This window comes from Oxalobacteraceae bacterium OTU3CINTB1, assembly GCA_024123955.1.
Lineage (GTDB): Bacteria > Pseudomonadota > Gammaproteobacteria > Burkholderiales > Burkholderiaceae_D > Rugamonas.
The window spans coordinates 6,203,226-6,216,249 of sequence record CP099652.1 but is presented as its reverse complement, the minus strand read 5'-3'; the positions used below and the strand labels follow the sequence as shown (position 1 = coordinate 6,216,249).

The following is a 13,024-nucleotide window of genomic DNA, read 5'->3' as shown; positions in this document are numbered from 1 at the left end:
CCGCTTACGGTAATCCACCCGTCGCCACCTCTTTGGCCATCGCCTCGTATCCCGCATCGCCGGGATGCAGGTGATCGCCACTGTCGTAACGCGGCAGCATGCGCGCCGGCCGCGCCGGATCGCGCAGCGCCTTGTCAAAATCGACCACCGCGTCGAACTCTCCGCTTTCCCGTATCCACTGATTGACTTCGCGCCGTACCGCATCCTTCGCCGGCGTGAAATAGCCCTCCAACGGCGTGCCGCGCAGCGCGCCCTCGAACGGCAGCAACGTGGCGCCGACGATGCGCACCCCGCGCACGCGCGCCTGCGCGATCAACTGCCGATACACGGCGATCATACGCTCCGCCCGCATCGGCGGCTCGTCGGGCGCGAAGGCGCTTTGCGGCCAGCCGATGTCATTGATCCCCAACAGAATCACGACGGTCTTCACGCCTGGCTGGCTCAGTACATCCTGCTCGAAACGTGCTGCGGCGTTGACGCCCATGCGATCGCCCAGCAACCGCGCACCGGAGATGCCGGCGTTGACCACGGCGACGCCGTCCGCGCTTAAACGGGCGGCCAGATAATCCGGCCAGCGGCGGTCGCGGTCCGGTGTCGAGCCGTTGCCATCGGTGATGGAGTCGCCCAGCGCGACCACTATGCCTTTGCCATTTGGCGCTTCGACCAGGATGGCGCTGAGCAGCGCGCGGCCATGCATCGCTTGCGCATCCTTGGGCGTTTCCGTTCCGGTAGCGTTGCCGTCGACGATATGGCCGGTTTGCTGCGCGCCCCAGTGGAAGGTCTTCAACGGCGTTGCCTGCGGCAGGTAGACGCTGACCGCCAGCTTTTCCAAGGTGCCGACGCGCATATCGACAGGATCGCTGACCAGGGGCGCCCCGGCCGGAATGGTGGCTGCGCGCTTGCCGCCAAAAGTCAGCTCCCGCGCGGTACCGGCTGTGTCGCCGGCGCGGGCGATGCGTGCTTCTCCAATGATGATCGGCGCGTCGCCATAGCGGTTCGACAAGACGATGCGTACGCGCGCTCCGCCGACGCTGATGCGCACCGTTTCGCGCACGGTTTGCCGCTCCAGCGTGGCAGGTACGGCGGTCGGCAGCGGAAAATCCGCTCCCCATGTGGCTTGCGGGCTGGCGTACCAACTGGTGGTCCAGCCTCCCGTTCGTTCGGCCGCGTACAAAGGCGCCGCCAGTGTCAGTGCGGCGGCAAGTGCGAGATGGTTCAAGGTTTTCATCGTGGGCTCCTGTAAAACCGCACGATAGGTCATTCCGAATATCACGAGAAGACGCGTAATCGGACTATACTTCATTCAAATATCGAATAAACCAGCCATGGATACCATCCGATCATTACGCTGCTTCGTGCGCGCCGTCGAATTGGGCAGCCTGTCGGCGGTCGCGCGCGAAGAGCGCACCACCCAGCCCACCGTCAGCAAATTGATGGCGGCGCTGGAACGCGAACTGGGCGTGCGTCTGCTCGAGCGCAGCACCACCAGCCTGCAACCAACGCCGCAGGGAACCCGCTTCTATCGGCGTGCGCTGGGCGTGCTGGCGGAATACCAGGAGGCGGTGGCCGAGGCGCGCGGCCAGACCGACACGCCGGCCGGGCTGATACGCGTCAACGCGCCGGCGGCCTTCGGCCAGTTCCGGCTGAACGCCATGCTGGCGTCCTTTCTGGAGCAGTATCCGCAGGTCGACATCGAACTGATACTGGACGATCGCATGGTCGATCTGGTGAAGGAGGGCGTCGACATCGCGCTGCGCCAGGGCCGTGAATTGCCGCCGGACGCGGTAGCGCGCCTGGCCGGCGTCTCGCCGAGGCATCTGGTGGCGGCGCCGTTCTATCTGCGCCTGCGCGGCCATCCGCGCCTTCCTGCGGAGCTGGCGGACTTCGACTACATCCGCTTCGCCTGGCTGGCCGATGCCGACATGCTGACGCTGCACAGTGGCGACAAGGTTGAAAGCGTGGTCACGCGCGCCCGTTACCGCGTCAACCACGCGCTGGCGATTCGCGAAAGCCTGGCGGCCGGCGGCGGCATCGGACTGTGTCCGCTATGGCTGGTGCAGGATTTGCTCGACAGCGGGGCGCTGGTGCGCGTGCTCCCGGAGTGGGAGGGCCAGCCGCAGCCGCTGCACCTGCTGTCGCCCTCGCGCCGCTACCAGCCGCTGCGCGCGCGCTTGCTGCTCGATCATCTTGCGGCGCACATCGCGCGGCTGCCCGGCTACGTCAATTCGCAACCCGCGACCCGGAATCCTTCAACGGCAGGCGCGCGCCGCCACCATGGGGTCTGACCCTGTTGGGTCAGACCCCGCCTGGATTTGCGGGTTTGCTGCGGCGTTCGTGCTGCCACAGCACATCGCTACCGCCGCCGAAGCGGTTCAGCACCCGCGACAGCACGAACATCAGGTCCGACAATCGATTGACGTATTGGCGCGGATGTTCGTGGATGGTTTCCGTTTTACCCAGGGTGACGATGGCGCGTTCGGCGCGGCGGCACACGGTGCGGCACACGTGCGCCTGCGAGGCCGCGCGCGAACCGGCCGGCAGGATGAATTCCGTCAGCGCCGGCAGTGTCGCGTTGTATTTGGCAAGCAGCGTGTCGAGCCGCTCGACATGCGCCTCGGTGATCATCTGGTAGCCGGGGATGCACAATTCGCCGCCCAGATCGAACAGGTCGTGCTGGATCGTCACCAGCTCCTCGCGCAGGTCGGCCGGCATGTCCTCGCACAGCAGCAGGCCGATGTGCGAATTCAGTTCGTCGACTTCGCCGATCGAATGTATCCGTATGCTGTCCTTGTCGGTGCGGCTGCCGTCGCCAAGGCCGGTGGTGCCGCCGTCGCCGGTGCGGGTGGCGATCTTTGAGAGTCGGTTGCCCATGTGTGGCTCCTGGTGTGGATTATTTGCCGGCGATACTGGCGCGGGTGGGATCGTAGGGGTGGAAGCCGGGCGTGTTCCAGAATGCCTCGAGGCCCTTGGACTCGTACATGGCGATTTCCTCGTCATACATCGGGAACAGGCCGGCCAGGTAGATGGTGCGGTCTTGAAGTTCGAACTTGACCTGGTCCTTGTCCATGAACTGCGGACGGTAGACGAAGCAGGCGTTCATCGCGCTGTCGCCCGACATAGGCATATGCAGGGCGAACGACGACTGGTACGCGAACGCGCGCTTGCCGAAGAACTCCTGCGCGAGGTAGGCGGCGCCCTTGCCCCAGCCCCGATCGGTGGTCTTCAGCGTAAAGCTCAGCTCCGGCTTGCCGTGCACCCAATCAGGGTGGCCGGCATTGGACAGGCCGGCGGTGACGGCCGTCAGCATGCCCGCCGCCGGGAAGTCGGCGAAATAGAAGATCAGCATGCGGGGACGACCGCTCAGCGTGATATGGGCGATTTCCGTCGCCTGCATGTTGAAGCGCCGCTCCAGTGCCAGCAGCCACTCTTTTTCAAAATTGTATTCCATACTATTCCAATGGGTTGATATAGCGACGGCCGGGAGATTATACGCCGCACATCGGTCAAAGATATCGCCTGGCGGGACGTTTGTGCTTACAATCGAGGCTCACTCGTGTTTTCAGGCGCAGGTCCCATGAACACTGTCATACCCGAAGCGGAAGTACTAGCCGATATCGCCGCCCGCCGCGAGCAGGTCGCCGGTGCGCTGCGGCAGGTGCTGCCGTCGAGCGCCATCTTGTCCGCGCCGGAGGATACCCGGCCTTACGAGTGCGACGGCCTGGCCGCCTACCGCCAGTTGCCGATGATCGTGGCGCTGCCTGACAGCGAGGCGCAGATCGTCGCCGTGCTGCGTGTGTGCCGCGAGTTGAACGTGCCGATCGTGCCGCGCGGCGCCGGCACCGGCCTGTCCGGCGGCGCCATGCCGATCGCCGATGGCGTGGTGCTGTCGACCGCGCGCCTGAACCGCATCGTGAGCATGGATGCGTACTCGCGCACGGCGGTGGTCCAGCCGGGCGTGCGCAACCTCGCCATCTCAGAGGCGGCGGCGCAGCACCGCTTGTACTACGCGCCCGATCCGTCGTCGCAGATCGCCTGCACCATCGGCGGCAACGTGGCGGAGAACTCGGGCGGCGTGCACTGTCTGAAGTACGGCCTCACCGTCCACAACGTGCTGCGCGTGCGCATGGTGACCATCGACGGCGACGTGGTGGAACTGGGCGGCGAAGCGCTGGATGCGCCGGGACTCGACCTGCTGTCGGTTTTCATTGGCTCGGAGGGCATGCTCGGCATCGTGACCGAGGTGACGGTCAAGCTGGTGCCCAAGCCGGCGACGGCGCGCGTGATCATGGCCTCGTTCAACGAGGTGGTGGCCGGCTGCGAGGCGGTGGCCGCGCTGATAGCGGCCGGTATTATCCCGGCGGGGCTGGAGATGATGGACCAAACCTCGTCGCGGATGGTCGAACCGTTTGTCCAGGCGGGCTACGACACCGACGCCGCCGCGATTTTGCTGTGCGAGGCCGACGGCACCGCCGAGGAGGTGGAGGAGGAGATCGCCCGTATGTCCGCCGTGCTGCAGACAGCAGGCGCCAGCGCGATCGCCGTGTCGCAGTCGGAGGCGGAGCGCCTGAAGTTCTGGTCCGGCCGAAAGAACGCCTTTCCGGCCGCCGGCCGCATCTCGCCTGACTACTACTGCATGGACGGCACGATACCGCGCAAGCGCCTGGGCGAGGTCCTGACCGGCATCGCGCAAATGGAAACCAGATACGGCCTGCGTTGCGCCAATGTCTTCCACGCCGGCGACGGCAACCTGCACCCGCTGATCCTGTTCAACGCCAACGTCCCCGACGAATTCGAGCGCGCCGAAGCCTTCGGCGCCGAGATCCTGGCGCTGTGTGTGGCGGTGGGCGGCACCATCACCGGCGAGCATGGCGTGGGCATCGAGAAGATCGATTCGATGTGCGTGCAGTTCGCGCCGTCCGAGCTGGCGGCGTTCTTTTCTGTCAAGCGCGCGTTCGACCCGGCCGGCCTGCTCAATCCCGACAAGGCGATACCGACCCTGAACCGCTGCGCCGAATTCGGCAAGATGCGCGTCACCGGCGGCGTGCTGCCGTTCGCCCATCTGCCGCGTTTTTGAACGGAGCCACATGTCCGACGCATTGAAGGATACATACACAGACATCGCCGCGCAGCTTGGTGACCGCATCCGCGCGGCGACGGCTGCCGGAAAGCCCTTGCGCCTGCGCGGCGGCGGCACCAAGGACTGGTACGGCCAGGTGTTGGACGGCGACGTGCTCGACACGCGCGCCTATTCCGGCATCGTGTCGTACGAGCCGACCGAGTTGGTGATCACCGCGCGCTGCGGCACGCCGCTGGCCGAGATCGAGGCGCTGCTGGCGCGGCACAATCAAATGCTGGCGTTCGAGCCACCGCGCTTCGGGGCCGACTCGACGATAGGCGGCGTGGTCGCCAGCGCCTTGTCCGGGCCGCGCCGCGCCAGCGCCGGCGCCGTGCGCGACTTCGTGCTGGGCGCGGTGTTGATGGATGGCGGCGGCGAGGGACTGCGCTTCGGCGGCCAGGTCATGAAAAACGTCGCCGGTTATGACGTCTCGCGCCTGCTGGCAGGATCGCTCGGCACCCTGGGTTTGATACTTGAGGTGTCGCTCAAGGTGCTGCCGTTGCCGGTGAGCGAAACCAGCCTGCGGTTCGACATGAGCGAGATCGACGCGTTGACGCGGTTGAACGAGTGGGCGGGCCAGCCGCTGCCGATATCTGCCAGTTGCTGGCATCGGGGCGCGCTTTGGGTGCGCTTGTCCGGCGCGGGAGCTGCGGTGGACGCGGCGCGGCAAAGGCTGGGCGGCGAAGCGCTGGACGACGGCGTCGCGTTCTGGACATCGCTGCGCGACCAGACGCACGACTACTTCAACGGCGGCGCCTTGTGGCGCCTGTCGGTGCCGCCGGCGGCCAGCGCCATCATCCTGCGCGGCGAGCAGTTGATCGAGTGGGGCGGCGCCCAGCGCTGGCTCAAGGTGGGCGATTGCGACCCCGCGCAGGAGGCCGGTATTCGTAGCGCGGTGGCGGCGGCGGGCGGGCACGCGACGCTATTCCGTGGCGGCGACAAGCAGCTTGGCGTCTTTCATCCCCTGGCACCGGCGGTGGCAAAGATTCATGACCGGCTGAAGCAGTCCTTCGATCCGGCCGGGATCTTCAATCCCGGCCGCATGTATTGACAAGAATCCTATGCAAACCAATCTGGCCGATTTCATCAAGAATACCCGCGAAGGCGAAGAGGCCGACGCCATCCTGCGCTCGTGCGTCCACTGCGGTTTTTGCACCGCGACCTGTCCCACCTACCAGTTGCTGGGCGATGAGCTGGACGGGCCGCGCGGGCGCATCTATCTGATCAAGCAGGTGCTGGAGGGTGCGCCGGTCACCGCCAAGACGCAAACGCACCTGGACCGCTGCCTGACTTGCCGCAACTGTGAAACGACGTGTCCGTCGGGCGTGCAGTATGGGCGCTTGATCGACATCGGCCGCAAGGTGGTGGAGGAGCGCGTCGAGCGTCCGCTGATGGAGCGGCTGAAGCGCAAGGTATTGAAGGAGGGCTTGCCGCGCAAGTCGGTCTTCACGGCGGCCTTGCGCGCCGGGCAGCTTTTCCGTCCGCTGCTGTCGCCCGCGATGCAGGACAAGATCCCGGCCATGAAGAGCGCCGGGGCCTGGCCGACGCGCGAGCATGGGCGCAAGATGCTGGTGCTGGAAGGCTGCGCGCAGCCGGCCATGGCGCCCAACATCAACGCCGCCACCGCGCGGGTGCTCGATGCGGTGGGCGTGCAGTTGATTGTCGCCCCCAAGGCCGGCTGCTGCGGAGCGGTGCGGCACCACTTGAACGATCACGAGGCGGCGCGGGACGACATGCGCCGCAATATCGACGCGTGGTGGCCGTATGTCGAAAGCGGCGCGGTGGAGGCGATCGTCATGACGGCGTCCGGCTGCGGTTCGACGGTCAAGGATTACGGACATCTGCTGGCGCACGACAGCGATTATGTCGGCAAGGCGGCGCGCATCTCGATGATGACGCGCGATCTGAGCGAAGTGATGCCGGAGTTCGAGGAGGGGCTGGAGCGGCTTGGCGCCGTCATCGAGGAGCGTGTGGCTTATCATCCGCCGTGTACTTTGCAGCATGGGCAGCAGATACGCGGCAAGGTGGAGGGCGTGCTGCGCGCGGTCGGCGTCGACGTGACCTTGTGCGCGGAGAGTCATTTGTGTTGCGGCTCGGCGGGCACGTATTCGCTGCTGCAGCCGGAGTTGTCGTTACAGCTGCGCGATCGCAAGCTGGCGAATCTGGCCGACACCTGGGCGACCACCATCGTCTCGGCGAACGTCGGCTGCACCGCGCATTTGCAATCGGGGACGCAGACGCCGGTGCTGCATTGGATCGAATTGATCGATCGGGCATTGGCGGCGCCGAAGCGGCGCTGAGCCGCCACCAGCGTTAGCCTACCCCGCGAACAGCGGTATCTGCGCGGTGCCGCCGGCCGGCTCGTCGCTATGCAGGCTGACGATGGGCGGCAATGCGGCGGCGGCCTGCCACATCGGCGCCAGGTCGAAGCCGTCGACCCACGCCAGCACCTCTTCCGCCGGCATCGGCCGCGCGATCCCGTAGCCCTGCACCAGGTCGCAGCCCAGCCGCATCAGCATCGCCCCGTGTTCGACCGTCTCGACGCCCTCGGCGATCACGCCCAGGCCGAACGACCTGGCCAGGCCGATGACCGCGCTGACCAGGTGCAGATCGTCGCGGTCGACCAGCATGTTGCGCACGAAGCTTTGATCGATCTTCAGCAAATCCGCCGGCAACCGTTTGAGGTAGGACATCGACGAATAGCCGGTGCCGAAATCGTCCAGCGCGAAGCTGATGCCCAGCGCCTGGCAGTCGAGCATGATGCCGCGCACGTGGTTGATATCGCTCAGCGCCGACGATTCCAGGATCTCCAGCTCCAGCATGTGCGGCGGCACATCCGGGAACTCGGACAGGATGGCGGTGAGCCGGGCGACGAAATCGCCGCGCTGGAAATGGCGCGCGGCGATGTTGACGCTGATGACCCAGGCCGGATCGAAGGCGCGCCATTGCTGCAACTGGCGCAAGGCCTCGCGCAGCACCCATTCGCCGATGTCGACGATCACGTCGCTGTGTTCGACGATGGGCAGGAACTCCATCGGGCCGACCACGCCGCGCGATGGATGCTGCCATCGCAGCAGCGCCTCCATGCCGACGATGCGGCCCTTGCGCATGTCCAGTTTGGGCTGATAGTACAGCCGCAGCTCGCCTGCGCGCAGGGCCGAGCGCACCTCGGTGCGGCGGTTGTGGTGCGTGCGTACCTGCTCGTCGAGGTCCGCGTCGAAGAAGTGAAAGCGGTTGCGGCCCATGATCTTGGCCTGGTACAGCGCCTGGTCGGCGTGGCGCAGCAGGCTGTCGGCGCTCACTTCGTTGCCGGTGTAGACGGCGATGCCGGCGCTGGCCGACATCGCCACCGCCTGGCCTTCGCCCAGGTAGTCGCGCGACAGCGCCGACATCAGCCGATCCATCGCCACCTCCACGGCCGCGCGGGAATGCATCTCCGGCAGCAGCAGGACGAATTCATCGCCGCCCAGGCGCGCGGCGTAGTGGCGCTGGCCGGCGAAATCGTGCAGGCGGCTGGCGACCTGCTTGAGCACCTCGTCGCCGACGGCGTGGCCCAGCGTGTCGTTGACCTGCTGGAAGTGGTCCAGGTCGAACAGGCACACGGCCAGCAGGTAGTCCTGCTCGCGCGCGCGCGCGACCTCGTTTTCGAAGCGTGCCGCCAGCGCCGCGCGGTTGGGCAGTCCGGTGAGGACATCGTGGTTGCTTTGCCAGGAGATCTGCTGCATCAACTGACGGCGTTCGGTCACGTCGCGGAACACCAGCACCGAGCCTTGCACCTCGCCGTGGGCGGCGCGGATGCCATTGGCCGTGTACTCCACCGTGAATGTCTCGCCTCCGCGATGGCGCAGGCTCTGGTTGCCGACCTTGACCACGTCGCCGCCGTCGTAAATCGCCGACATCGCCTTGAGCAGCGAGTGCTGGCCGAAGTTATTCGCCAGGACGAACACCTGGTGCAGCTCCATGCCGCGCGCGAGCGGCTCGGACCAGCCGGTGAGGCGCTGGGCGACCTCGTTGATGGATTCGATCTTGCCCGTCAGGTCGGTGGTGATGACGGCGTCGCCGATCGACGCCAGGGTCACCTCGATGCGCTCCTTTTGCGCCTGCAACTGGTCCTGCGCGGCCAGCGTGCGTTGGAGCTGTTCGCTCAATTCCCTCTCGCTGGTTTGCAGCTTGCCCACCAGCGCCTGCACGCGCTGCGCCATGTTGTTGAAGGTAACCGCCAGCATGCGCGCCTCCAGGGTGCCGCGCACCGGCAGGCGCACGTCATGCTCGCCGCCCTGGAAGCGCCGGGTGACGTCGTTGAGGCGCTTGAGCATACGCTTGTTGGCGAAGATGATAATGCCCAGCAGCGTGTAGATCACGGTGACATTGAGGGCGGTGATGACCATCTGCTTCCAGACCGACTCCCACACCCTCGCCACCGGCAAGGTCGGATCGAATTCCAGCACCAGGCTGGCGGTGCCAATGTAGATGTGGCGGCGGATCGGCTCCAGTGGATGCAGCCTGGAGAACCATGCGGGGACGTCGGAGCGTGGCGGCGGCTGGCGCAGCGCCTCCAGATGGCCACCGGCGAAGTCGAGGCGGGCGGCGGCCAGGTCGGGACTGAGCAGCAGGGCGTCGGCCAGCGCGCTGTCGATGGCTGCGCGGTCCGGCACTGTCACCGAAGGCAGCAGCGCCTTGTGCAGATAGATGCCGATGTCGCTGGCGTCCTTTTGATAGCGCGCGTTGGCGTTGGCGGTCTCCCCCTGAAACAGCAAGGTGTAGCGCACGCCCACCACCATGGCGATGATGATGAAAATGGGCACGAACAGCCGGGAATACATTCCCATCCGCAGCCAAGGCGACAATAATTTTCCAAACACGGACATAGGGACTTGATTCGATGGGGCCAAGGGCCATTATTACCGAAAAGTTAACCTAAGGCACGTTTTTTGAAGAAGGGATCGCAGAATTTACGTGGTGTACTAGACAACGATATTATTCTGCCAGCAGTTTTTCGATGTCGGCGATCAGCTCTTCCGGCTTGGTGGCGGGGGCATAGCGGTTGAAGACGGTGCCGTCCTTGCGGATCAGGAACTTGGTGAAGTTCCACTTGATCGCCTCGGTGCCGAGGATGCCGGGGGCGTCCTTCTTGAGCTTGACGAACAGCGGGTGGGCGCGCTCGCCGTTGACGTCGATCTTGGCGAACAGCGGGAAGGTGACGCCGTAGTTTTTCTCGCAGAAGGCGCCGATCTCGTCGGCCTGTCCCGGCTCCTGTGAGCCGAACTGGTTGCAGGGGAAGCCGAGCACCGTCACGCCCTTGTCCTTGAACTGCTGGTAGACCTGCTCGAGCCCCTTGTACTGCGGCGTGAAGCCGCACTTGCTGGCGGTGTTGACGATCAGCAGAACCTGGCCCTGGTACTGGCGCAGGTCGACGGGCGCGCCCGTCAGGCTGTCGGCGGAGATGTCGAAGATGGTGCTCATGGCGATGCCTTCTATTAGATGATGCCCAGGTGTTCGGTGCCGGCGGACAGGTCGCGGTTTTTCGCGGCCTTGCCTTCGAGCTTGATGGCCAGCCGCAGGTCGTTGACGGAATCGGCGTTGCGCAGCGCGTCCTCGTACGTGATGATATCCGCTTCGTGCAAATCGAACAGCGACTGATCGAAGGTCTGCATGCCCAGCTCGCGCGACTTCTTCATCAGCTCCTTGATCTCGTGGACCTGGCCCTTGAAGATCAGGTCCGAGATCAACGGCGAGTTGAGCATGATCTCGATCGCCACCGCGCGGCCCTTGGCCTCCTTGCGCGGGACCAGGCGCTGCGAAATCATGCCCTTGAGGTTGAGCGACAGGTCCATCAGCAGCTGCTGGCGGCGTTCCTCGGGGAAGAAGTTGATGATGCGGTCGAGCGCCTGGTTGGCGCTGTTGGCGTGCAGGGTGGCCAGGCACAGGTGGCCGGTCTCGGCGAAGGCGATCGCGTGGTCCATGGTCTCGCGGTCGCGGATCTCGCCGATCTGGATCACGTCGGGCGCCTGGCGCAGCGTGTTTTTCAGCGCGACGGCCCAGTCGTCGGTGTCGACGCCGACCTCGCGCTGGGTCATGACGCAGTTCTTGTGCGGATGGACGTACTCGACCGGGTCCTCGATGGTGATGATGTGGCCGTAGCTGTTCTCGTTGCGGTGGTTGACCATGGCCGCCAGGGTGGTCGACTTGCCGGAACCGGTGGCGCCGACCATGATCACCAGGCCGCGCTTGGCCATGACGACGTCCTTGAGCACCTCGGGCAGGCCGAGGTCGTCGAGCTGGGGAATCTCGCTGGTGATGGTCCGCAGCACCATGCCGACCGAACTCATCTGCACGAACGCCGACACCCGGAAGCGGCCCAGGTCGCCGGGGCTGATGGCGAAGTTGGCCTCCTTGGTCAGCTCGAACGACGCGGTCTGCTTATCGTTCATGATGGAGCGGGCCAGGTCGACGGTATGGGCGGCGGTCAGCACCTGGGACGACACGGGCGTCATCTTGCCGTCGATCTTGATCGCCGGCGGAAAGCCGGCGGTGATGAACAGGTCCGAGCCTTTTTTGCTGGTCATCAACCTCAGCAGATCGAACATGAATTTGGAGGCCTGGTCGCGTTCCATAAGATTCCTTCAAAAGCGGGGTCAGTGCCGACATTCGGACACAAGCTCAACTTCAACTCCGGGGTCAGTGCCGACATTCGGACACAAGCTCAACTTCAACTCCGGGGTCAGTGCCGACATTCGGACAGGAGCTCAACGGCGGCGTGGCTGAGTTCGTGTCCGAATGTCGGCACTGACCCCGATGTTTTGTAGAGCCCGTGTCCGAATGACAGACTTGACCCCCGTGTTTTAACCGGGGAAGTTGTCCGGGGTTTTGGCGGCGCTGCGGGCGGCGGCGGCGGAGATGACGTTGCGCCGCACCAAGTCCGTGAGGTTCTGGTCCAAGGTTTGCATGCCGACGTTGCTGCCGGTCTGGATCGCCGAGTACATCTGGGCGATCTTCGATTCGCGGATCAGGTTGCGGATCGCCGGCGTGGCGACCATGATCTCGTGCGCGGCCACCCGGCCGGCGCCGTCCTTGGTCTTGAGCAGCGTTTGCGAGATCACCGCCTGCAGCGATTCCGATAGCATCGCGCGCACCATTTCCTTTTCGTCGGCCGGGAAGACATCGACGATGCGGTCGATCGTCTTGGCCGCCGACGAGGTGTGCAGGGTGCCGAACACCAAATGCCCCGTCTCGGCCGCCGACAGCGCCAGGCGGATCGTTTCGAGGTCGCGCAGCTCGCCGACCAGGATCGCGTCCGGGTCTTCCCGCAGCGCCGAGCGCAGCGCGTTGTTGAACGACAGCGTGTGCGGCCCGACCTCGCGCTGGTTGATCAGGCATTTCTTCGATTCGTGCACGAATTCGATCGGGTCCTCGATCGTGAGGATGTGGCCGTATTCGTTTTCGTTGAGGTGGTTGACCATTGCCGCCAACGTCGTCGACTTGCCCGAGCCGGTCGGGCCGGTCACCAGCACCAGGCCGCGCGGTTTCAACGCGAACTCGGCGAAGATCTTGGGCGCGTTGAGCTCCTCGAGGCTGAGGATCTTCGACGGGATCGTGCGCAGCACCGCCGAGGCGCCGCGCTCCTGGTTGTAGGCGTTGACGCGAAAGCGCGCCAGCCCCGGGATCGCGAACGAGAAGTCGACCTCCAGCATCTCCTCATACGCCTTGCGCTGGCCGTCGTTCATGATGTCGTAGATCATGCCGTGCACTTCCTTGTGCTCGAGCGGCGGCAGGTTGATGCGCCGCACGTCGCCGTGCACCCGTATCATCGGCGGCAGCCCGGCCGACAGGTGCAAATCCGAGGCCTTGTTCTTGACGGAGAATGCGAGAAGTTCGGATATGTCCATTTATAATCCCTGCCTGGCGTTG

The 13,024-nt window shown here is 65.2% G+C and carries 11 protein-coding genes; 4 read left to right on the top strand and 7 right to left on the bottom strand.

Going from position 1 to position 13,024, the window contains the following annotated elements; genetic code table 11:
- Positions 1-4: 4 nt before the first annotated feature.
- Positions 5-1,228, bottom strand: a complete 1,224-nt coding sequence (locus NHH73_26990) for an SGNH/GDSL hydrolase family protein (protein USX26169.1) — start codon at positions 1,226-1,228, stop codon at positions 5-7.
- 97 nt (positions 1,229-1,325) lie between these two features.
- On the opposite strand from NHH73_26990, the gene NHH73_26985 reads away from it, so the two are divergent.
- Positions 1,326-2,285, top strand: coding sequence for a LysR family transcriptional regulator (locus NHH73_26985; protein USX26168.1), 960 nt, complete (start codon positions 1,326-1,328; stop codon positions 2,283-2,285).
- Positions 2,286-2,295: 10 nt separating this feature from the next.
- On the opposite strand, the gene NHH73_26980 is transcribed toward NHH73_26985, so the two are convergent.
- Positions 2,296-2,871: a cob(I)yrinic acid a,c-diamide adenosyltransferase gene (locus NHH73_26980; GenBank protein ID USX26167.1), complete on the bottom strand. Its 576-nt coding sequence runs from the start codon at positions 2,869-2,871 to the stop codon at positions 2,296-2,298.
- A 19-nt stretch (positions 2,872-2,890) separates the two neighbouring features.
- Positions 2,891-3,448, bottom strand: coding sequence for a suppressor of fused domain protein (locus NHH73_26975; GenBank protein USX26166.1), 558 nt, complete (start codon positions 3,446-3,448; stop codon positions 2,891-2,893).
- A gap of 126 nt (positions 3,449-3,574) precedes the next feature.
- Between NHH73_26975 and NHH73_26970 the strand changes: the two genes are divergently transcribed.
- Genes NHH73_26970 through glcF form a run of 3 tightly spaced genes read left to right on the top strand, consistent with a single transcriptional unit; the run spans position 3,575 to position 7,416 of the window.
- A complete protein-coding gene (locus NHH73_26970) occupies positions 3,575-5,074 on the top strand; it encodes an FAD-binding protein (protein ID USX26165.1) in 1,500 nt (499 codons plus the stop codon).
- 10 nt (positions 5,075-5,084) lie between these two features.
- On the top strand, positions 5,085-6,167 hold the full coding sequence (glcE, locus tag NHH73_26965) for a glycolate oxidase subunit GlcE (GenBank protein ID USX26164.1): 1,083 nt from the start codon (positions 5,085-5,087) through the stop codon (positions 6,165-6,167).
- Between the two features lie 10 nt (positions 6,168-6,177).
- Positions 6,178-7,416, top strand: coding sequence for a glycolate oxidase subunit GlcF (gene glcF / locus NHH73_26960; protein ID USX26163.1), 1,239 nt, complete (start codon positions 6,178-6,180; stop codon positions 7,414-7,416).
- Between the two features lie 18 nt (positions 7,417-7,434).
- On the opposite strand, the gene NHH73_26955 is transcribed toward glcF, so the two are convergent.
- The 4 genes from NHH73_26955 to NHH73_26940 all read right to left on the bottom strand — a co-directional run bounded on the left by NHH73_26955 (position 7,435) and on the right by NHH73_26940 (position 13,002).
- Positions 7,435-9,939 (bottom strand): EAL domain-containing protein, encoded by a 2,505-nt coding sequence (locus NHH73_26955; protein ID USX26162.1) that lies wholly within the window; start codon positions 9,937-9,939, stop codon positions 7,435-7,437.
- A 154-nt stretch (positions 9,940-10,093) separates the two neighbouring features.
- Complete coding sequence (locus tag NHH73_26950) at positions 10,094-10,579, bottom strand: glutathione peroxidase (protein USX26161.1); 486 nt, start codon at positions 10,577-10,579, stop codon at positions 10,094-10,096.
- Positions 10,580-10,593: 14 nt separating this feature from the next.
- Positions 10,594-11,730 carry a PilT/PilU family type 4a pilus ATPase gene (locus NHH73_26945; GenBank protein USX26160.1) on the bottom strand — a complete coding sequence of 379 codons (1,137 nt, stop codon included), beginning with the start codon at positions 11,728-11,730 and terminating at the stop codon, positions 10,594-10,596.
- Between the two features lie 228 nt (positions 11,731-11,958).
- Positions 11,959-13,002: a type IV pilus twitching motility protein PilT gene (locus tag NHH73_26940; protein ID USX26159.1), complete on the bottom strand. Its 1,044-nt coding sequence runs from the start codon at positions 13,000-13,002 to the stop codon at positions 11,959-11,961.
- Between the last annotated feature and the right edge of the window lie 22 nt (positions 13,003-13,024).